This window comes from Embleya sp. NPDC001921, from assembly GCF_053594475.1.
In genome coordinates this window covers 158,579-177,617 of the sequence record NZ_JBSFEO010000004.1, presented here as the reverse complement: position 1 = coordinate 177,617, position 19,039 = coordinate 158,579, and the positions used below count along the sequence as shown (strand labels likewise).

The following is a 19,039-nucleotide window of genomic DNA, read 5'->3' as shown; positions in this document are numbered from 1 at the left end:
CAGGGATGGCGGCGCGCGGGTCGAACGAGAGAGTTCCGGGCCGGGTCGGCCAAGTTAACTCTAAGTGTTTACATCGTCACAGTAAGGCTATCCTTTTCGGAACGTAAAATATGCACCCGCATGGGTGAAACAGGTGTTTCATGCCGGAGATCTTCCACACTGTGCGTGATGACCCGTAATCTCCCCGGAGTGGGGGTGGTTCCGTGCAGGTGCTCACGCTGTTCGCGACCGGGCTCGGTGCGGGGTTCGTCGCGGGCGGCGCGTCCTGCGCGGCGGTCCAGGGCGGCCTGCTGGCCGGGGCCGTGCGCCCGTGCGAGAACCCGGCCGGCGACTGCGCGAGCACACCGCCGCGCGGCCTGCTCCCCCGCGCGCTGACCGCGTTCCTCGGCGCGAAGCTGCTCGCGCACGCCGTCCTGGGCGCGCTGCTCGGCCTGCTCGGCGGCGCGATGCAACCGGCGCCGAGCACCCGCGCGATCCTGCTGCTCGCGGCGGGCGCGCTGATGGTGCTCTTCGGGTTGTCGATGCTCGGCGTGCCCGGCGTCGGCCGACTGCTGCCGCGCCCCTCGCCGCGCGGCGCCGGTCGCGGTCCGCTGCTCTTGGGCGCGGCCACGGTGCTGGTCCCGTGCGGAGTGACGCTGAGCGTCGAACTGGTCGCCGTGACCGCCGGGAACGCCCTCGGCGGCGCCGCCGTGCTGACCGGCTTCGTGCTCGGCACCTTCCCGCTGTTCGCCGCGCTCGGCCTGCTGGTCGGCGCGTCGGGACGGCTCCTGCGCGGCCGACCGACCGCCGCGGTGGGCCTGTTGGTGCTCGCGGTGGCCGCGTGGACGATCGCCTCCGGACTGCGCCTGGGCGGCTGGTGGACGCCGGCCGCGGTGGGTGCGGTGGACCACGCGGCGGCGAGCACCGGGGCCGACGGCGTGCAGCGGGTCACCGTGCGGGTCGGGAACGAGGGCTACCACCCGGCCCGCGCGCTCGCCCGATCCGGCGTGCGCACCGTGCTGGTGCTGCGTACCGACCACACCACCGGCTGCACCCGGGGCTTCGTGCTGCCCGCCCGCGACGTGCAGCGCGTCCTGCCGACGTCCGGCGAGATCGGGATCGACCTGGGCACGCCGCACGCCGGCACCCTCACCTGGACCTGTTCGATGGGCATGTACAGCGGACGGATCGAGTTCCGGGCCGACCCCTGACCGTCGCGGGTGACTCGGATCGCTTTGGGGCCCTTCCGCCCCGTACGGTGATGTGTCCGCGCTCACGCGCCCCGTGCGATCCGACGCGTCCCGACTCGGGTACGCGGGGAAAGCGGTCCGGGCACGCACGCAACCGGGTGACCCCGGCGTGCGTATGTATCGATAGGAAATACAGCTCGGTCCGGCATGTCCATGGGAAGAGGTGAACTGTGCGAACTGTCCGCGGCGCTGCGGTGCTCGTCGTTGTCGCAGTCCTGGCCGCTATCGGTTTCGTGGTTTTCGCAAAGGACGGGAAAGATTCCGGCAACTCCTCTGCAAAGAACTCTGGCAACGGAAATCCGAGCGTTCCGGGCAAGGAATCGGACAAACCGAGAGGTCCGGTCCGGTTGATCGGCGACGGCTCGACCGCCGACACCGGTCCGCAGCCGAACCAGCCCAAGGTGGACAAGCTCAAGCCGGGTGAAAAACCGCCGCAGTTCGTCGTGTTCTCCTGGGACGGCGCGGCCGAGGACGGGAACAAGCTGGTCTCGGAATTCTTGAAGCTGTCCGAGGCGAACAAGGCGCAGATGACGTACTTCCTGAGCGGCATCTACATGCTTCCGAAGGCGAAGCGGGCCATGTACACCGGCCCGAAGCACGCGGCCGGCGCGTCGGACATCGCGTTCATGTCCGACGAGACGATCCGCAACACGATCGTCCAGATGCGCGAGGTCTGGCTCAAGGGCAACGAGATCGGCACGCACTTCAACGGCCACTTCTGCAACAGTTCCACGAGTGGCAAGGCCTGGGCCCCGGCGGACTGGAAGAACGAGACCGAACAGGCGGTCAAGTTCGTCCAGAACTGGAAGACGAACACCGGGTTCGCCGACCTGCCCCCGCTGCCGTTCGACTACTCGCTCGGCAAGGAACTCATCGGCGGCCGGGCGCCGTGCCTGGAGGGCCAGACGAATCTGATGCGGGCCGGCAAGGAAATGGGCTTCCGCTACGACGCGAGTTCCGCCGGCGGTCTTCAGGTGTGGCCCAAGCGCGGCAAGGAGACCGGCATCTGGGACTTCCCGCTCCAGTCGCTGCCGTGGCCGGGGAACCCGAGCAAGTCGCAGCTCTCCATGGACTACAACATCATGTTCGAGCAGGAAGCGCTGCACGGTAAGTACGACCCGTCCAAGAAGGAGGCGTGGGAGAAAGAGGCCCACGAGTTCTACATGAACGGATTCCAGCGCGCCTATACCACCAATCGCGCGCCGCTGTTCATCGGCAACCACTTCGAGGACTGGAACGGCGGCATCTATATGAATGCCGTCCGGGACACGGTGAAGTCGATCTGCACCAAGTCCGACGTGCGCTGTGTGACCTTCCGTCAGTTGACCGACTGGCTCGAGGGCCAGGACCCCGCGGTGATCACCAAGCTGCAGGGTCTGGGCGTCGGCCAGACCGTGACCGACTGGAGCACGATCATCACCGCCTCCGCCGGGGGCCAGAACAGGCCCGCCGCGCTCCGCCCGCTCGCCGCCTCGGACTCCGCGGTGCTGCCGCGCCGCCAGGACTGAGCGACCGGCCGAACCCGCGCCCGGCTCCGGCCCCGTACCGAAATCCCCTTCGGTACGGGGCCTTTGCGTCGGCGCGGGGCGGGGTGCGCGGCGGTGGGCCGGGGAATGCGGACGCGGCCGTGCGCGGTTCGGTTCCCTCGTGGCCTGCTTCTTGTCGATACACTGACGGGGATCGGGTCGGTCGGATTCCGCCGTCCCGCGTCTGGGTCTCCCCTCGGGAGGCATGCCGGGAAGTCTGGTCGGCGCTGTTTTGTCGTTTCCGCAGGGCGGTATACGCCTGCGAACCACAGCCGACCTGGAGGTCCCGTGGGTGCCGAGTCCGCACCACGCAACAAGTTCTTTCGGCGTCCGTCCACGTTGGCCGAACGGAACTTCATCGCGGACGCGCTGCGCACCGAGACCGTCGGCGGCGCGCTGTTGCTGATCGCCGCGGTGATCGCGGTGATCTGGGCGAACACCGGGTGGAGCGAGGCCTACCAGGACCTGCGCGATTTCCGGATCGGTCCGGCGGCGCTCAACCTGGACCTGTCGCTGGGCACTTGGGCCGCGGACGGCCTGCTCGCGGTGTTCTTCTTCGTGGCCGGCATCGAACTCAAGCGCGAGCTGGTGGTCGGCGACCTGCGCAATCCGGCGCAGGCGGTGCTGCCGGTGGTGGCCGCCGCGTGCGGGATGCTCACGCCCGCGCTGTTCTACTTCGCGGTCAACGCGGGTGGCGGCTCGCTCGACGGCTGGGCGATTCCCACCGCGACCGACATCGCGTTCGCGCTGGCCGTGCTCGCGGTGATCGGCACCAACCTGCCCTCCGCGCTGCGGTCGTTCCTGCTCACCCTGGCGGTGGTCGACGACCTCGGCGCGATCCTGATCATCGCGATCTTCTTCACCGACTCGGTGGACTTCCTCGCGCTGGCCGGGGCCTTCGCCCTGCTCGTGGTGTTCGCGCTGCTCCAGCGCTTCCGGGTGCGCGGCTGGTGGTGGTACGTACCGCTCGCCCTGGTGATCTGGGCGCTGATGCACGAGAGCGGAGTGCACGCCACGGTCGCGGGTGTGGCGATGGGCCTGTTGATGCGCGTGGTCCCGGACCCGGACGAGCGGACCTCGCCGGCCGAGCACGTCGAGCACCTGGTGCGGCCGCTCTCCGCGGGCGTGGCGGTGCCGATCTTCGCGCTGCTGTCCGCGGGCGTCGCGGTCTCCGGTTCGGTGCTCGGCGACGTGTTCACCCAGCGGCCCACGCTCGGCATCATGATCGGCCTGGTCGCGGGCAAGGTGGTCGGCATCTTCGCGGGCACCTGGCTGGTCGCCCGGTTCACCCGGGCCCAACTCAGCGACGACCTCGCGTGGTCGGACGTGTTCGGCATGTCCATGCTCGCCGGCATCGGCTTCACGGTGTCCCTGTTGATCAGCGAACTGGCCTTCACCGACGACCCGACGCTGACCGAACAGGCCAAGGCCGCGGTGCTGGTGGGCTCGGTGCTCGCGGCCGTCGCGGCGTCGGTGGTGCTGCGGATAAGGAACAACACCTACGCGCGGTTGTACGCCGAGGAGAATCGCGACGACGACGGCGACGGCATTCCGGACGTCTATCAAGCGGACGCGGATCGACTCCGCGACGAGAAGCTCGGCCACTCCTGAGGCTTCGTTTCCCATCCGAAACACTCGTACGACGCGCCCCGCTGGATACGTATCGCCGCAGCAGGGCATGATCGGGGTCGGATTATCCATACAGGTACAAGGAGTGACCATGGCAGGCACCGACAGGTCCCCGGCCCAGGACGTGCCCGTCGACGCACAGCGATCCCTCGGCGAGCTGTTCTCGTCGGCCAGCCGCGACATGTCCACGCTGGTGCGCAGCGAGATCGCGCTCGCCAAGAGCGAGGTCAAGGTCAGCGTGGTCAACGTCGCGAAGGGCGGCGGCGCGTTCGGCGCGGCGGCCTTCATCGGCGTGTTCGCGTTCATCTTCCTGAGCTTCGCGATCGTGTACGGAATCCACGCTCTCGGTCTCGGCGTGGCGTGGAGCTTCCTGATCGTCGGCGGCTTCTATCTCCTGCTCGCGGGCGGACTCGCGTTCTACGGCATCAAGTCGTTCAAGAACGTCCGCGCGCCGGAGCGCACGATCACCACCACCCGCGACACGGTCACCACGCTCAAGAACGTCGGTTGATCCGGCAACGCGCCCGGGCCGGCCAAACCGGCGGCGGAAACCGGGGTGCGATGGCGAGTGTGCGACGCTGCTCCGCATGACGGTTCCCGAGAGCACCGTGGTCAACGTGGCCGGGCCCTGGACACACCGCGACATCGCCGCCAACGGCGCGCGGTTCCACATCGCCGAGATGGGCGAGGGGCCGGTCGTGCTCTTGCTGCACGGTTTCCCGGAGTTCTGGTGGGCCTGGCGGCATCAGATGCCGGTGCTGGCCCGGGCCGGCTACCGCGCGGTCGCGATGGACCTGCGCGGGTACGGCGGCAGCGACCGCACCCCGCGCGGCTACGACCCGATCACCCTGGCCCTGGACGTGACCGGGGTGATCCGCTCGCTGGGCGAGCCGGACGCGATCGTGGTCGGCCACGACCTCGGTGCCTACCTGGGCTGGACCGCCGCCGTGCTGCGGCCCAAGGTGGTGCGCCGGTTGGTCGCGGTGTCCATGCCGCATCCCCGGCAACTGCGCGGCGCGCTGTTGACCGACCGGCACCAGATGGCCGCGAGTTCGCACATCTTCGGCTTCCAGCGACCGTGGGTGCCCGAGCGGCAGTTGGTCCGCGACGATGCGGCGATGGTGGGCGACATGTTGCGCGCGTGGTCGGCGCCGGGCCGGTCGACCGACGAGTCGATCGCGCGCTACCGCCAGGCGATGCTGGTGCCCGGCACGGCGCACTGTGCGGCGGAGCACTACCGCTGGCTGATCCGGTCCATCCCGCGTCCGGACGGCATCCAGTACTCGGCTCGGATGAAGGCCCCCGTCGAGGTGCCCACGCTGCATCTGCACGGCGCGCTCGACCCGGTGATCCTGCCGCGCACGGCGGCCGGCTCCGGGCGCTACGTCGAGGCGCCCTACCGCTGGCGACTGCTCGACGGCGTGGGGCACTTCCCGCACGAGGAACAACCGGCCGTGTTCACCGAGGAACTCCTGGGCTGGTTGAAGGATCCGGAACCCGAGCGCTGAAGTTCCAACAGCGCTTCCGAGCCTTTCTCGTGCGATCTTGACGGGGATATCCGACACTTCCGTACAGATCGCCTCCGACGTGTCCGGAAATGATTTTCGGACCGCCGAGGCGGCGCGATTACGCCGTCGGTGACCCGGGTAGGCGCCCCCGTATGAGCCGGACGTACAACGCTCCGAGCATGGCGGCGGGGGCCGGGGACACCCGGTCGGAGACGGCAGAGACCCTCATGGTTGAGATCGGCACCACTGGCACTCACGGGTTCGAGCACACGCGAGGGGCGCCGGCCGGCGCGGTTGCCGACCGGGGGGATCATTTCCCGGGATTGATGGGGATATTGCGCCGACGAGCACGTTGGTTGAGTCTGCGCCTGCGCTTCCTGCGTTGACGTGTCGACGCGACTCGGGGCCGAGTCGCGTCGCACCATCCCTCGTCTCGCGTACGAGTTCCGCGCATTCGTCGGGCGATTTCGCCTTTCGCCCCTCAGGCGAAGGTGCCGAACCACAAGAGCGCGACGGTGGCGACCATCATCACCGGCACCAGGACGAGCGTCTCCATGCGATTCCCGGTGCGGCTGACCACGGCCACCTCGAAGCGGGTGCCCAGCGGCCACAGCAGTGGTATCCCCTGCTTGGTGAGGAAGTCGCCGAGCAGGTGCGCGACGCAGCCCAGCACGATCACCATCGGCAGCCAGTCGGGGGCCGCCGGCATCCAGTGGTCGACCACGGCCGTGCCGCCGCCGGCGAGCGCGACGATGGTGATCCAGGACGCGAGGCCCTTGCCCGGCGGACACAGGTTCAGCGCGCGCAGCGCGAGCGCGAGCAGGAGGAAGACCATCGTGAGGGTGAACGGTCGCCCCAGGTGCTCGACCCCCTGCCAGGTCAGCAGTCCGGCCAGCACGACGAAGGCGATCGAGTGGGTCGCGTGTCGGTGCCCGCCGGACACCTTGGCCACGCCCGCGCACAGCGCCCGCGAGAGGGGTCCCAGGAAGTTGGCGATCGTGCCGTTGTGGTGATCGAGGTCGGGCAGCAGCGCCGCGCCCGCGGTCAGGAACGTACCGATCACGATCTCGGACGGGGACAGGTGGTTGTGCCACAGGTGTTGCGGCAGCGTCGGAGCCGTCGCCGCGAACACCAGTGCCCCGCTGACCGCGTGCGAATGCCCGAGCATTCCCCCACCCCACCCCGCCTCGCCCCGCCGCTCGCCGCGGCTGTGCCCGAACGCCTGCCCGAGAACTCGGCGGACATGCGTCACATGGCGCAACTCTGGGTGTCCACGGGGCGGTCGCCGACCGCGCCGGCCTCGGCGTCCGCGCGCACCTCCTCGACGGTGAGCGCGTACCCGGTGGACTCGTCGTCGAGCGACTTGGCGAAGATCACCCCGGCGACCTTGCCGTTCGGTGAGATCAGCGGGCCGCCGGAGTTGCCCTGGCGCACCTTCGCGTACAGCGAGTAGACATCGCGACTGACCGTGCCGCGCTTGTAGATGTCCGGTCCGCCGGCCTGGATCCGGGCCCGGACCCGGGCGGGTTCGACGTGGAAGGCGCCGTTCTCCGGGAAACCCACCACGATCGCGTCCGCGCCGCTCTCCACCTTCGGCTCGAACTGCAACGGGGTGGCCTTGAGTCCGGGCACCTTGAGCACCGCGATGTCGCGCTTCCAGTCGTAGAGCACGACCTCGGCCGGGTATTCGCGGCCCTCGCCGCCGATCTGCACGGTCGGCTTCTTGACGCCGCCTACTACGTGGGCGTTGGTCATCACGCGCTGCGGGGCGTACACGAAGCCGGAGCCCTCGATCACCTTGCCGCAACTCTTCGCGGTGCCGACGATCTTGACGATGCTGTCCCGGGTCTCCTGGACCGCCGGCATCGACAACAACTTGGGGTCCGGCGGCGGGACCTGCGGGATGTCCTCGCGGACGAACGGGCTGAAGACCTGCGGGAAGCCGTTGCGGTCGAGCAGGTTGCCGAACGAGGAGAACCACGTGTCCGCGCCCTGTGGCAACACCTTCTGCACGCCGCCGAGCACCTGCGAGGAGCGCACCTCGCGCGAGATGGTGGGCATCGAGGCACCCGCGACCGAGGAGCCGATCAGCCACACCACGATCAGCAGCGCGCACACGCTCACGATCGCGCCGCCGGCCGCGTCCACCAGTCGCGCCGGGCGCCAGGTGAGTTGCCGGCGCAGCCGGTTGCCGGCCGCGGTGGTCAGCGCCTGGAGCGCGGTGGCCAGCACGAGCACGACGCAGATCGCCGCGATCGAGGGACCCAGACCCGGCTCGAACCGGTTGAGCAGCGACGGCACCAGCCACATGCCGAACACCCCGCCGCCGATGAAGCCCAGGAACGAGAGCACACCGACGATGAAGCCCTGCCGGTATCCGGAGATGGCGAAGGCCACCGCGGCGGCGAGCAGCAACAGGTCCAGGACATTCACGCGCTCACGTTCTCATGTGCGAGCCCGCCCTGTCCGCCGCCGTGCCGGTTCGTCGAACACCGGTGACACAGCCGTACAGGACCGGTGTTGACGTACCGTCAGCCCGCCCGCGGCACCGGGTGCGGCGGGCGGGACGACGGTCAGTCGCGGACCTCGGGCTCGGAGGCGGTCTCCTCGTAGCGGTCGAACCCGCGCCGGGCCAACCGGCTCTCGGTCTCCGAGAGGGTGACCTCGCGGCGGCTGTCCCACGGCCGTTCCCAGCCGGTGTGGTGCAGGACCCGGTCGATCAGCCCCGCGGTGAAGCCCCAGACCACCAGGTCCTCCACCAGGAACGCCGGGCCCAGGTGACCGCCGGGGTGACGCAGTCGGGCCCGGTTCGCCGGGTCGGCGAGCTCGGCGATCGACACTCGCAACACGCGCGCGACCTCCTCGGGCGCCCCCGGGGCGACTTCACTCTCCCGGTGCCACCACGCGAGTACGGGCGTGACCACGAAGTCGCTCACCGGGATGTACAGATCCGGCAGCCGGCCGAAGACCCGCACGCCGGCGGGGTCGAGCCCGACCTCCTCCTGCGCCTCGCGCAGCGCGGTGCCCTCCGGGCCGTCGTCGCCCGGGTCCACCGAACCGCCCGGAAACGCGGGCTGGCCCGCGTGCGAGCGCAGCGTCGCGGCGCGTTGCAGCAGCAGCAGGTCCGGGCCGTCGGGTCCCTCGCCGAACAACACCAGCACGGCGGAGCGCCGGCCGCCCTCGGCCGGTGGCAGAAAACGGCTCAGTTGCTCGGGGCGGATCTCCCGGGCGGCGCGCGCGACCGGGCGCAGCCATTCCGGCAGATCCGCTTCGGCCCAGGTCTGGATCCCGGTTCCGGTCTGGGTCACCCGGCGTCCCCCTCGTCTCGCGGTGCGGCCTTCGCTCGTGCGGGCCTCGCTCGTACGGCCTTCGCTCGTGCGGCCTCGGCCGGTGCGGCCTTCGTCTCGGATACGTCTTCGGATGCGGCGCCCGGCACGGCGAGCACCGGCTTGGCCGGCGGCTTGAGCCGTTGGCCCGGTTGCCCGGCCATCTCGTACTTGAGCAGCGCCCTGGCCTTGATCGGATCCGTCTCGCCCTCGCCGTACGCCGGACACAGCGGCGCGATGGCGCACGCCCCGCAGGCCGGACGGCGGGCGTGGCAGACCCGGCGGCCGTGGAAGATCACCCGGTGCGACAGCAGGGTCAGGTCCTTGCGCGGGAACAGCGCGCCGACCTCCTGCTCGACCTTGACCGGATCGTCGTCCTTGGTCCACCCGAAGCGCCGGGCCAGCCGGCCGAAGTGGGTGTCGACGGTGATGCCGGGCACGTCGAAGACCTCGCCGAGCACCACGTTGGCGGTCTTGCGGCCCACGCCGGGCAGCGTGACCAGTTCGGCGAGCTTGCCCGGCACCTCGCCGTCGTAGCGTTCCAGGAGCGCCTGGGCCAGGCCCTGCACCGAGCGCGTCTTGGCCCGGAAGAACCCGGTCGGCTGAATGATCGCCTCCAGTTCGGCCGGTTCCGCGGCGGCCACCGCGGCGGCGTCGGGGAAGCGGGCGAACAGCGCCGGGGTGACCGTGTTGACCCGCCGGTCGGTGGTCTGCGCGGACAACACCACCGCGACCAGGAGCTGGAACGCGTCGCCGTAGTCGAGTTCGCAGTGCGCACCCGGGTATATCTCGCCCAATTCGCGATTGATCCGGCGCGCGCGGCGCACCAGAGCGAGATGGGACTCGGTTTTCACGACCTTCGCGGCTGCCCGCGACCTGCGCGGCGCGGGCTCCGTCACGTTGCTCGACACCCGGCCAGAGTACGCAGATGGACGGGGCGTACGGTCGAGCAGTCCGCGCATGCTTGATCACAGGAGCGACATGTCCGGTTACTGTGGATCCGCCCGTTCGTGATCCAGGCCACCCCGCGTGATGATTGCGGGTACCGGTGCGTCAGACTGTGACCGATCGCACTGTTTGACCGCTCGGCTTTCATTGGTGTCGACCAGGCCGGCCTAGGAGGAACCTCGTGGACGACGTTTTGCAGCGGGCTCCGCTGTTCGCGGCGCTCGAAGATGAGGACGCCGCCGAGCTGCGGGCCTCCATGACGGAGGTCGCGCTCGAGCGCGGGGACTCGCTCTTCCACGAGGGTGACCCGGGCGACCGCCTGTACGTGGTGATCGAGGGCAAGATCAAGCTGCACCGCAGCTCCAACGACGGCCGCGAGAACATGCTCGCGGTGCTCGGCCCGGGCGAGATGTTCGGCGAGCTGTCGCTGTTCGACCCCGGACCGCGTACGGCGACCGCGACCGCGCTCACCGACGTGCGCCTGCTCGGCCTGGGCCACTCCGACCTGCAGCCCTGGCTGACCGGTCGGCCCAAGGTCGCCGCGGCGCTGCTGCGGGCGATAGCCCGTCGGCTGCGGCGGACCAACGAGAGCCTGGGCGACCTGGTCTTCTCCGACGTCCCCGGACGGGTGGCCAAGGCCCTGCTCGACCTGTCCCGCCGGTTCGGCGTGCCCGCCGACGAGGGCATCCACGTCGCGCACGACCTCACCCAGGAGGAGCTGGCCCAGTTGGTCGGCGCCTCGCGGGAGACGGTCAACAAGGCGCTCGCCGACTTCGCCAGCCGGGGTTGGCTGCGGCTGGAGGCGCGCGCGGTGGTCCTGATGGACGTCGAGCGGTTGTCGCGCCGCTCGCGCTAGCACATCGCGCACCGAACACGTGGGGGTCCGCCGTCGGCGGGCCCCCACGCGGCGTTCAGGCGTCCGCGCACTCGGTCAGGTATTCGAGCTGGGCGCGGACCGACATCTCGGCGGCCCACCACAGGCCGCGGTCCACGTCCGCGTAGACCCGTGCGACGACGTCCTGGGCACTCTTGTCGCCCGCCGCGACCGCGGCCTCCACCTGGGCCAGCCGGGCCGCCCGGTGGGCCAGGTAGAAGTCGAGCACGCCGACCGCGTCGTCCAGGATCGGGCCGTGCGCGGGCAGCACCGCGGTGACGTCGCCGGCGGCGGCGAGCGCGCGCAGCCGGCGCAGCGAGTCCAGGTAGTCGCCGAGTCGACCGTCGGGATGCGCGACCACCGTGGTGCCGCGACCCAGCACGGTGTCGCCGGTGATCACGAAGCGGTCCGCGGCCACCACGAAGCACACCGAGTCGCCGGAATGGCCGGGAGTGGCCAGCACCCGCAGGTCCAGGCCGCCGTCGTCGATCACCTGGCCGTCCACCAGGCCCTCGCCGCCGTAGCGCCACTGCGGGTCGACCGAGTGCACGACGGCGTTGGTGAGCGCCTTGAGGCCGGCCACGCCGGCCGAGTGGTCGGGGTGGCCGTGGGTGAGCAGGATCCGGCCCACGCGGCGTCCCTCGGCCTCCACCGCGGCCACGATCGCGCGCAGGTGGCCCTCGTCGTCGGGGCCGGGGTCGATCACCACGGCGGTGTCCGCACCGGGCTCGGCCACGATCCACGTGTTGGTGCCGTCCAGCGACATCGCGCTCGGGTTCGGTGCGAGCAGACAGGTCACCCGGGGGCTCGCGGGTCCGCCGATGGTCGGGCGCGGGTTGCCGGGCAGGGGCTGTGCGTTCATGGTGGTCATCCTGTACCTCGGTGGCCCGGACCGATCCGGTGGATGCCCTCGGACCGGCTCCGGGTCGTCGGTGGGGCCTCAGCGCAGACCGAACGGGTCCGCGACCCCCGGCCATTCGAGCACGAGGCGATCCCCCTCGAAACGGCCCTGGGCCATGATCGGGGTGATCTCCCGCTCGGCCGCGGCGGCCAGGGCCGCCGCCGGGTCGGCCAGCTCCGCCAGATGGCGCAGCGTGTCGATGGTGGGCGGCAACATCGCCATCTCCTGCGCCCGGTGCTGCTTCAGCGCATCGCCGGGCCGGGCCCAGGTGACCCGGTCGGCCTCGCCGGAGACGTCCCGGGTGCGCTGGCCGGCGGGCAGGGCGGCGACGAAGAACCACGTGTCGTAGCGGCGGTCCTCGAACTCGGGGGTGATCCAGCGCCCCCACGCGCCCAGCAGGTCGGAGCGCAGCACCAGTTCGCGCCGCTCCAGGAACTCGGTCAGCGTCTGCTCGCGCGCCACCAGCGCGGCGCGGTCCGCCTCCCAGTCCGCGCCGGTGGTGTCCGAGACGACGGTGGTCGGGTCGGGCCCGGCGAGCAGCACACCGGATTCCTCGAAGGTCTCGCGCACGGCGGCGCAGACGATCGCGCGGGCCTCGGCGACGCCGGTGCCCAGCCGCTTCGCCCACTCGGCGGGTTCGGGTCCGGCCCAGGCCACCGAGTGGTCCGCGTCCCGGGGGTCGACGCCGCCGCCGGGGAACGCGTACATGCCGGCCGCGAACTTCATCGTGGTGTGCCGGCGCAGCAGATACGCCTCGGCGCCGTGCGGCCGCTCGCGCAGCAGCACCACGGTCGCCGCGCGGCGCGGAGCCACCGGTTCGGCCTCGCCGGCGATGATCGCGCGGGCCCGCTCGGCCCAGGACGCGGGCATGCCCGGCTGGGCCTTCCCGGCTTGCGTACTCCCTGATTCGGCCATGCGCCGGATCGTACGCCTGACCGAGTCAAGTTCCATCCCTCGCCCCCGAAAACGATCGGACCCGACCCGAAAGGGCCAGGTCCGATCATCACGATGGCGCAGCGGACGGTCCGCTCAGACCACCTCGACGAGGATTTCCACCTCGACCGGGGCGTCCAACGGCAGCACGGCCACGCCGACCGCGCTGCGGGCGTGCCGCCCGGACTCGCCGAAGACCTCGCCGAGCAGTTCGCTGGCACCGTTGATCACACCGGGCTGGCCGGTGAAGTCCGGGGCGCTGGCCACGAAACCGACCACCTTGACCACCCGACGCACCAGCGACAGGTCGCCGAGTTCCGCCTTGACCGCCGCGAGCGCGTTGAGCGCGCACCGGCGGGCGAGTTCCTTCGCCTCCTCGGCGGTGACCTCGGCGCCGACCTTGCCGGTCGCGGGCAGCTTGCCCTCGATCATCGGCAACTGGCCCGAGGTGTGGATGTAATTGCCGGTGCGCACCGCCGGCACGTACGCGGCCACGGGCGGCACCACGCCGGGCAGGGTCAGCCCCAGCTCGGTCAGGCGCTGTTCGGGGTGTACCTCGCTCACTTGGCCGCCTCCTGCTTCGCACGCTTCATGTAGGCCACCAGGCTCTCCGGGTTGGGGCCGGGCACGACCTGCACGAGCTCCCAGCCGTCGTCGCCCCAGTTGTCCAGGATCTGCTTGGTCGCGTGCACCAGCAGGGGGACGGTCACGTATTCCCACTTCGTCATGTGTGCAGACTTTAGACGGACACGTCGGGCGGTTCGACGGGGCGCCACGCCACCGGCGAGGACAACACCATCGTGCTGGAGGGTTTGCCGTGCTCGGCGAGCCGGTCGATCAGCACCTGGAAGTCCGACATCGTGGCGACCGCGACCATGAGCAGGCAGCACGCGTCGCCGGTGACCCGGTGCACCTGGAGCACCTCGGGCCACTCGCGCACGGTGTCCGCGTCCCGGCGCAGCAGGCAGCCGGGGCCGTAGCAGTTCATCCGGACCAGCGCCACCACGCCGCGCCCGGCCGCGGCCGGGTCCACGTGCGCGTGATAGCCGGTGATCACGCCGGTGTGTTCGAGCCGGCGCACCCGGGTGGCCACCGCGGGTGCGGAGAGGTTGATCCGCCGGGACAGCTCGTTGAGCGAGACCCGGGCGTCGCGTTGCAGTTCGGCGAGCAATCTGCGGTCGATCGCGTCCATGCGCACCCTCCGTTCACGATCGTGAGCACATGTCCTTCGACACGTTGCGAGCGTAAACCGAACCGGGGGTTCCGATGCCCGACACCCATTCCCAACCGAATGGTCGCACGATTCCATATGGGCACTCCCCGACCGGCCCTTTCGGCGCACCGGCGGGACCGGCCGGAGAGGTGGCCTGCGATGACGATCGACGAACGGACCCCGCCGGCCGACCCGGCGGGCGCGACGTGCCCGATGGCCGGCCCGCGTCGAGGCCCCGCCGACGCCGGCGCGCCGCCGTACGCGGACTACGTGCAGCTCGACCGGCTGCTCTCCCTCCAGCGCACCCGCACCGACGTGCCCGCCGAGCTGTCGTTCCTGATCTCCTCCCAGGTGATGGAGCTGCTGTTCGCGCTGCTGCGGCACGAATGGACCATCGCGGGCGACCGGCTCGACGCGGACGACGTGCCCGGCGCGATCGGCACGCTGCGGCGCAGCATCCGCGAGCTGGACGTGCTGGTGTCCACGTGGGACCTGCTCGCGACGCTCACCCCCGGCGAGTTCGGCGGCTTCCGGAACGCGCTCGGCGACGCGTCCGGCTTCCAGTCGCACCTGTACCGGCATCTCGAATTCCTGCTCGGCGTCAAGCGCGCGGGTGTGCTGCGGGCCTACACGGGCAGCCCGCAGATACACGCGGAGCTGGAGCGCTCGTTGCGCGCGCCGAGCCTGTACGACCACGCGCTCGCGCTGCTCGCCCGCCGGGGTCGACACACCCCCACTCCCGGCGCGGATCCGAGCCGGCCGTACCAGCCGGCCCAGGACGTCGAACGCGCGTGGGCGGGCGTGTACACGGACGGCGTGGTCGACTTGGTCGAGCTCGGCGAGGTGCTCACCGACATCTCCGAGCGCTGGACCCGCTGGCGCGAGCGGCATCTGGCCGCCACACTGCGAGCGCTGGGAAACCGGCCGGGCACGGGTGGTTCGGCCGGAGCGTCTTGGTTGGAGCAGACCGTACGTGTGCGCGTTTTTCCCGAATTGTGGACCATGCGCACCTTGGTCGAACCATCGAAGGTCTGATTCATCGAAAGATGGGTGAAGCATGTCCGATTCCTTGCCGAACACGGCCGCCGACGACGCGTCGGTCCGGCTCTCCAACGGCCGCCTCGCGGCCGGACGGGTGGCCGAAGCCGCCGAACTGGACGCGGCCGACCCGCTGGCGCACGTGCGCGAGCGCTTCCTGCTGCCGGCAGGCGTGATCTACCTCGACGGCAACTCGCTGGGCGCACTGCCCGCCGCGGTGCCCGAGGCGCTGAACGACGCGGTGCACCGCCAGTGGGGCACCGACCTGATCCGCTCCTGGAACGCCAACGACTGGTGGGGCGCGCCCGCGCGGATCGGCGACCGGATCGGCGCGCTGATCGGCGCCGCGCCCGGCCGGGTGGTGTGCGGCGACTCGACGTCGGTGCAGATCTTCAACGCGATCGCCGGGGCCCTGCGGCTGCGCCCGGGGCGCACGGTGGTGCTGGCCGACCCGGACAGCTTCCCCACCGACCTCTACCTGGCCGACTCGATCTCCGGCCTGCTCGGCGCCGAGGTGCGCCGGGTCCCGGTCGGCGAACTCGCCGAGGTGCTGCGCGCGGACGGCGACACGGTCGCGGTGATCGCGTACAACCACGTCGACTACCGCAGCGGCGAACTGCGCGACCTGCCCGGACTGACGGCCGCGGCGCACGCGGTCGGCGCGCTGGCGCTGTGGGACCTGTGCCACTCCGCCGGCGCGTTCCCGATCGACCTGGACGCGCACGACGTCGACCTCGCCGTCGGGTGCGGCTACAAGTACCTGTCCGGCGGCCCCGGCGCGCCGGCGTTCGTCTATGTGGCCCAGCGGCACATCGCGGACTTCGCGCCCGCCCTGACCGGCTGGCACGGGCACGCGAACCCGTTCGGCATGGAGCCGGGCTACGCGCCCGCGCCGGGCATCGAGCGGGCCCGGATAGGCACCCCGCCGCTGTTGTCGATGCTCGCGCTCGAAGCCGCGCTCGGCGCCTACGACGACGTGCCCATGACGGCCGTGCGGGCCAAGGGCCTGGCGCTGACCGACCTGTTCATCGCCTGCGTCACCGATCTGGGTCTGGAGACGCTGACCCCGCTCGAGCACGCGCGGCGCGGCAGCCAGGTCGCGGTGCGCCATCCGGAGCCGCACGCGGTGATGGCGGCGCTGATCGACCGGGGCGTGATCGGCGACGTCCGGCCGCCGGATGTGCTGCGCTTCGGCTTCAACCCGCTCTACATCGGCCACGCCGACGTGGTCGAGGCCGCGCGCGTCCTCGGGGACATCCTGGAGACGGGGGCGTACAAGGACGCGCGCTACGCCGTTCGGGCGACGGTGACGTGACGCGGGTCACCACGGGGGGATCACCTCCGACCGGGCGGGGACGGGGTGGTTAGGCTCGACTCGTGAGTTTGGGTGCGCGGTCACACGGGTCCGGTAACGCCTCGGCTGCGGCCGAATGGCGCAAGCCTTCGAGGGCAGGGATCCGGGCATGCCACGTACCCGAGACGACCGTCGCGCCGGCCGGCCCGGCCGCACCCGCTGGACGGACGCCGTGAGCACCTCGACGGCGGGCGCACGCACGACCGACGGCAACGCCGACTGGGAAGGCGTGCGCCTGCACGTGGTCAGCGGCAAGGGCGGCACCGGCAAGACCACCGTGGCCGCCGCGCTGGCGCTGGCGCTGGCCTCGGGCGGGCGGCGCACGCTGCTGGTCGAGGTGGAGGGGCGACAGGGCATCGCGCAGCTCTTCGACTGCCCGCATCTGCCCTATGAGGACCGCAAGATCGCGGTCGCCCCGGGTGGCGGCGAGGTGTACGCGCTCGCGATCGACCCGGAAGAGGCGCTGCTCGAATATCTCGACATGTTCTACCACCTGGGTCGGGCCGGTAAGGGCCTGAAGAAGCTCGGGGCGATCGACTTCGCGACCACCATCGCGCCGGGCCTGCGCGACGTGCTGTTGACCGGCAAGGCGTGCGAGTCGGCCCGGCGCCGCACGCAGGGGAAGTTCGCCTACGACGCGGTGGTCATGGACGCGCCGCCCACCGGCCGGATCGCCCGCTTCCTCAACGTCAACACCGAGGTCGCGGGGCTGGCCAGATTCGGCCCGATCCACACCCAGGCCGAGGCGGTGATGGGGGTGATCCGCTCACCGCAGACCGCGGTCCACCTGGTCACCCTGCTGGAGGAGATGCCGGTCCAGGAGACCGTGGACGGCGTCACCGAACTGCGCGACTCGGGCCTGCCCACCGGCGGCGTGGTGATCAACATGGCCCGGCCGCCGCTCCAGGCCGAGGACGAGAGCGACACCGGACAGCGGCTCACCGCCGAGCTGCTCGAGGCCGGCCTGGTCGCGGGCGGCATCAAGCCCACCCGGCCGCTGGTCACCTCGTTGTTGGCCGAGGCCGACGAACACGCGAGCCGGATCGAGTTGGAGAGCACCGGCCGCGCCCTGGTCCGCGGGCTGGACCTGCCGGTGTACGAACTGCCGCTGCTGGCCGACGGAATGGACCTGGGCGGTCTGTACCGCCTGGCCGAAGCGCTGCGCGAGCAGGGGATGGCATGAACAGGCTGGAGATCGACGAGCTGATCGACGACCCGGGCACCCGCATCCTGGTGTGCTGCGGCTCCGGCGGCGTCGGCAAGACCACCACCGCCGCGGCACTCGGGCTGCGCGCGGCCGAACGCGGTCGGGACGTGGTGGTGCTGACCATCGACCCCGCGCGCCGGCTCGCCCAGTCGATGGGCCTGACCGAGTTGGACAACACGCCGCGCCGGGTCGTCGACGTCGACGAGACCAAGGGCGGCAGCCTGCACGCGATGATGCTCGACATGAAGCGCACGTTCGACGAGATCGTCGAACAACACGCCGACCCCGAGCGCGCGCAGCAGATCCTGGACAACCCGTTCTACCAATCGTTGTCCTCCAGCTTCGCCGGTACGCAGGAGTACATGGCGATGGAGAAGCTGGGCCAGTTGCACGCGACCGGCGAGTGGGACCTGATCGTGGTGGACACCCCGCCGAGCCGGTCCGCGCTCGACTTCCTCGACGCCCCCCAGCGCCTGGGCTCGTTCCTGGACGGCCGGCTGATCCGGATACTCTCCGCTCCCGCCAAGGTCGGCGGGCGCGGCGCGCTCAAGTTCCTGTCCGCGGGCATGGGCCTGATGACCGGCGCGCTCAGCAAGGTGGTCGGCACCCACCTGCTGACCGACATCCAGACCTTCGTGGCCGCGCTGGACACCACGTTCGGCGGCTTCCGCAAGCGGGCCGACGCGACCTACAAGCTGCTCCAGGCGCGCGGCACCTCGTTCCTGGTCGTCGCCGCGCCGGAGAAGGACGCGCTGCGCGAGGCCGCGTACTTCGTCGACCGGCTGGGCACCGAGCGCATGCCGCTGGCCGGCCTCGTGCTCAACCGCGTGCACGCGACGCGCGCCGGTCGGTTGTCCGCCGAACGCAGCGTGGCCGCGGCCGAGGCGCTGACCGAGCAGGCGGAGCAGGCCGAGGAGGTCGAGCAGGCCGAACCGCTCGACGGCGAGCACGCGTCGCGGCCCGCCGACCTGCGCCTGGTCGCGGGACTGCTGACGCTGCACGCCGAGCGGTTGCGGGTGATCGACCGGGAAGAGCGCATGCGGACACGCTTCACCTCGATCCACCCCGAGGTGCGGGTGGCGGAGGTTCCGGCGCTGCCCGGCGACGTACACGACCTGGACGGGCTGCGGGTGATCGGCGAGAGCCTGGGCGCGGGCTGAGCCCGGATCCGGTGCCGGCCCGGACCCGCTCGGCGACGTGCCACCGGTTTCGTCCGTACCCATGCGGCGTCGTGCCGCGGGTGTCGTCCGTGTCGTCCGTGTCGTCCGTGTCGACCCACCGTGCCACGAGGCCCGTCCGTACCCGCCGGGACCCGGGCCTGACTCCCGGCCCCGGCGGGTTCTCACGTGCGAA

At 71.1% G+C, this 19,039-nt stretch carries 19 protein-coding genes; 10 read left to right on the top strand and 9 right to left on the bottom strand.

Going from position 1 to position 19,039, the window contains the following annotated elements; genetic code table 11:
• Nucleotides 1-203: 203 nt before the first annotated feature.
• From ACWCPW_RS06155 to ACWCPW_RS06135, 5 genes are all read left to right on the top strand, one after another.
• Nucleotides 204-1,190, top strand: coding sequence for an urease accessory protein UreH domain-containing protein (locus tag ACWCPW_RS06155; protein WP_449760401.1), 987 nt, complete (start codon nt 204-206; stop codon nt 1,188-1,190).
• 386 nt (nt 1,191-1,576) lie between these two features.
• The gene (locus tag ACWCPW_RS06150) at nt 1,577-2,737 is read left to right on the top strand and encodes a hypothetical protein (RefSeq protein ID WP_449760400.1); all 1,161 of its coding nucleotides are present in this window, start codon (nt 1,577-1,579) and stop codon (nt 2,735-2,737) included.
• A gap of 306 nt (nt 2,738-3,043) precedes the next feature.
• The gene (gene nhaA / locus ACWCPW_RS06145; protein WP_449760399.1) at nt 3,044-4,366 is read left to right on the top strand and encodes a Na+/H+ antiporter NhaA; all 1,323 of its coding nucleotides are present in this window, start codon (nt 3,044-3,046) and stop codon (nt 4,364-4,366) included.
• 109 nt (nt 4,367-4,475) lie between these two features.
• Complete coding sequence (locus tag ACWCPW_RS06140) at nt 4,476-4,895, top strand: phage holin family protein (RefSeq protein ID WP_395866673.1); 420 nt, start codon at nt 4,476-4,478, stop codon at nt 4,893-4,895.
• A gap of 76 nt (nt 4,896-4,971) precedes the next feature.
• Complete coding sequence (locus ACWCPW_RS06135; RefSeq protein ID WP_449760398.1) at nt 4,972-5,892, top strand: alpha/beta fold hydrolase; 921 nt, start codon at nt 4,972-4,974, stop codon at nt 5,890-5,892.
• Between the two features lie 481 nt (nt 5,893-6,373).
• Here the strand turns inward: ACWCPW_RS06135 and ACWCPW_RS06130 are convergent, their stop codons facing one another.
• The 4 genes from ACWCPW_RS06130 to nth all read right to left on the bottom strand — a co-directional run bounded on the left by ACWCPW_RS06130 (nt 6,374) and on the right by nth (nt 10,180).
• Nucleotides 6,374-7,060: a metal-dependent hydrolase gene (locus ACWCPW_RS06130; RefSeq protein WP_449760397.1), complete on the bottom strand. Its 687-nt coding sequence runs from the start codon at nt 7,058-7,060 to the stop codon at nt 6,374-6,376.
• Between the two features lie 80 nt (nt 7,061-7,140).
• Nucleotides 7,141-8,325, bottom strand: a complete 1,185-nt coding sequence (locus ACWCPW_RS06125) for a MarP family serine protease (RefSeq protein WP_449760396.1) — start codon at nt 8,323-8,325, stop codon at nt 7,141-7,143.
• Nucleotides 8,326-8,465: 140 nt separating this feature from the next.
• A complete protein-coding gene (locus tag ACWCPW_RS06120; RefSeq protein ID WP_449760395.1) occupies nt 8,466-9,200 on the bottom strand; it encodes an NUDIX hydrolase in 735 nt (244 codons plus the stop codon).
• Entirely contained in the window at nt 9,197-10,180 is a 984-nt protein-coding gene (gene nth / locus ACWCPW_RS06115) for an endonuclease III (protein ID WP_449760394.1), read from the bottom strand. Before nth ends, ACWCPW_RS06120 begins: the two co-directional genes overlap by 4 nt.
• A 167-nt stretch (nt 10,181-10,347) precedes the next feature.
• Here nth and ACWCPW_RS06110 point away from each other — a divergent pair, with 167 nt between their 5' ends.
• Nucleotides 10,348-11,022, top strand: coding sequence for a Crp/Fnr family transcriptional regulator (locus ACWCPW_RS06110; protein ID WP_020554920.1), 675 nt, complete (start codon nt 10,348-10,350; stop codon nt 11,020-11,022).
• Nucleotides 11,023-11,077: 55 nt separating this feature from the next.
• On the opposite strand, the gene ACWCPW_RS06105 is transcribed toward ACWCPW_RS06110, so the two are convergent.
• The 5 genes from ACWCPW_RS06105 to ACWCPW_RS06085 all read right to left on the bottom strand — a co-directional run bounded on the left by ACWCPW_RS06105 (nt 11,078) and on the right by ACWCPW_RS06085 (nt 14,066).
• Nucleotides 11,078-11,902 carry an MBL fold metallo-hydrolase gene (locus ACWCPW_RS06105; protein ID WP_449760393.1) on the bottom strand — a complete coding sequence of 275 codons (825 nt, stop codon included), beginning with the start codon at nt 11,900-11,902 and terminating at the stop codon, nt 11,078-11,080.
• A gap of 78 nt (nt 11,903-11,980) precedes the next feature.
• Nucleotides 11,981-12,856: an NUDIX hydrolase gene (locus ACWCPW_RS06100; RefSeq protein WP_449760392.1), complete on the bottom strand. Its 876-nt coding sequence runs from the start codon at nt 12,854-12,856 to the stop codon at nt 11,981-11,983.
• A gap of 114 nt (nt 12,857-12,970) precedes the next feature.
• Complete coding sequence (locus tag ACWCPW_RS06095; RefSeq protein ID WP_449760391.1) at nt 12,971-13,438, bottom strand: RidA family protein; 468 nt, start codon at nt 13,436-13,438, stop codon at nt 12,971-12,973.
• The gene (locus ACWCPW_RS06090) at nt 13,435-13,602 is read right to left on the bottom strand and encodes a hypothetical protein (protein ID WP_395866657.1); all 168 of its coding nucleotides are present in this window, start codon (nt 13,600-13,602) and stop codon (nt 13,435-13,437) included. The genes ACWCPW_RS06095 and ACWCPW_RS06090 overlap by 4 nt, the downstream gene beginning before the upstream one ends.
• 11 nt (nt 13,603-13,613) lie before the next feature.
• The gene (locus tag ACWCPW_RS06085; RefSeq protein ID WP_406297428.1) at nt 13,614-14,066 is read right to left on the bottom strand and encodes an Lrp/AsnC family transcriptional regulator; all 453 of its coding nucleotides are present in this window, start codon (nt 14,064-14,066) and stop codon (nt 13,614-13,616) included.
• Between the two features lie 180 nt (nt 14,067-14,246).
• Between ACWCPW_RS06085 and ACWCPW_RS06080 the strand changes: the two genes are divergently transcribed.
• From ACWCPW_RS06080 to ACWCPW_RS06065, 4 genes are all read left to right on the top strand, one after another.
• Nucleotides 14,247-15,122 carry a tryptophan 2,3-dioxygenase gene (locus tag ACWCPW_RS06080; protein ID WP_449760390.1) on the top strand — a complete coding sequence of 292 codons (876 nt, stop codon included), beginning with the start codon at nt 14,247-14,249 and terminating at the stop codon, nt 15,120-15,122.
• 22 nt (nt 15,123-15,144) lie between these two features.
• Nucleotides 15,145-16,440: a kynureninase gene (gene kynU / locus ACWCPW_RS06075; RefSeq protein WP_449760389.1), complete on the top strand. Its 1,296-nt coding sequence runs from the start codon at nt 15,145-15,147 to the stop codon at nt 16,438-16,440.
• Nucleotides 16,441-16,588: 148 nt separating this feature from the next.
• Entirely contained in the window at nt 16,589-17,662 is a 1,074-nt protein-coding gene (locus ACWCPW_RS06070) for an ArsA-related P-loop ATPase (RefSeq protein ID WP_395866649.1), read from the top strand.
• On the top strand, nt 17,659-18,846 hold the full coding sequence (locus ACWCPW_RS06065; RefSeq protein ID WP_449760388.1) for an ArsA family ATPase: 1,188 nt from the start codon (nt 17,659-17,661) through the stop codon (nt 18,844-18,846). Before ACWCPW_RS06070 ends, ACWCPW_RS06065 begins: the two co-directional genes overlap by 4 nt.
• Nucleotides 18,847-19,039: the final 193 nt, after the last annotated feature.

Excerpts from the sequence above, each read along its gene's own strand:
- ACWCPW_RS06140 (WP_395866673.1), top strand. The coding sequence starts at position 4,476 with ATGGCAGGCACCGACAGGTCCCCGGCCCAGGACGTGCCCGTCGACGCA.
- ACWCPW_RS06135 (WP_449760398.1), top strand. The coding sequence starts at position 4,972 with ATGACGGTTCCCGAGAGCACCGTGGTCAACGTGGCCGGGCCCTGGACA.
- ACWCPW_RS06130 (WP_449760397.1), bottom strand. The coding sequence starts at position 7,060 with ATGCTCGGGCATTCGCACGCGGTCAGCGGGGCACTGGTGTTCGCGGCG.
- nth (WP_449760394.1), bottom strand. The coding sequence starts at position 10,180 with ATGCGCGGACTGCTCGACCGTACGCCCCGTCCATCTGCGTACTCTGGC.
- ACWCPW_RS06105 (WP_449760393.1), bottom strand. The coding sequence starts at position 11,902 with ATGAACGCACAGCCCCTGCCCGGCAACCCGCGCCCGACCATCGGCGGA.
- ACWCPW_RS06100 (WP_449760392.1), bottom strand. The coding sequence starts at position 12,856 with ATGGCCGAATCAGGGAGTACGCAAGCCGGGAAGGCCCAGCCGGGCATG.
- ACWCPW_RS06090 (WP_395866657.1), bottom strand. The coding sequence starts at position 13,602 with ATGACGAAGTGGGAATACGTGACCGTCCCCCTGCTGGTGCACGCGACC.
- ACWCPW_RS06085 (WP_406297428.1), bottom strand. The coding sequence starts at position 14,066 with ATGGACGCGATCGACCGCAGATTGCTCGCCGAACTGCAACGCGACGCC.
- ACWCPW_RS06080 (WP_449760390.1), top strand. The coding sequence starts at position 14,247 with ATGACGATCGACGAACGGACCCCGCCGGCCGACCCGGCGGGCGCGACG.
- kynU (WP_449760389.1), top strand. The coding sequence starts at position 15,145 with ATGTCCGATTCCTTGCCGAACACGGCCGCCGACGACGCGTCGGTCCGG.
- ACWCPW_RS06070 (WP_395866649.1), top strand. The coding sequence starts at position 16,589 with ATGCCACGTACCCGAGACGACCGTCGCGCCGGCCGGCCCGGCCGCACC.
- ACWCPW_RS06065 (WP_449760388.1), top strand. The coding sequence starts at position 17,659 with ATGAACAGGCTGGAGATCGACGAGCTGATCGACGACCCGGGCACCCGC.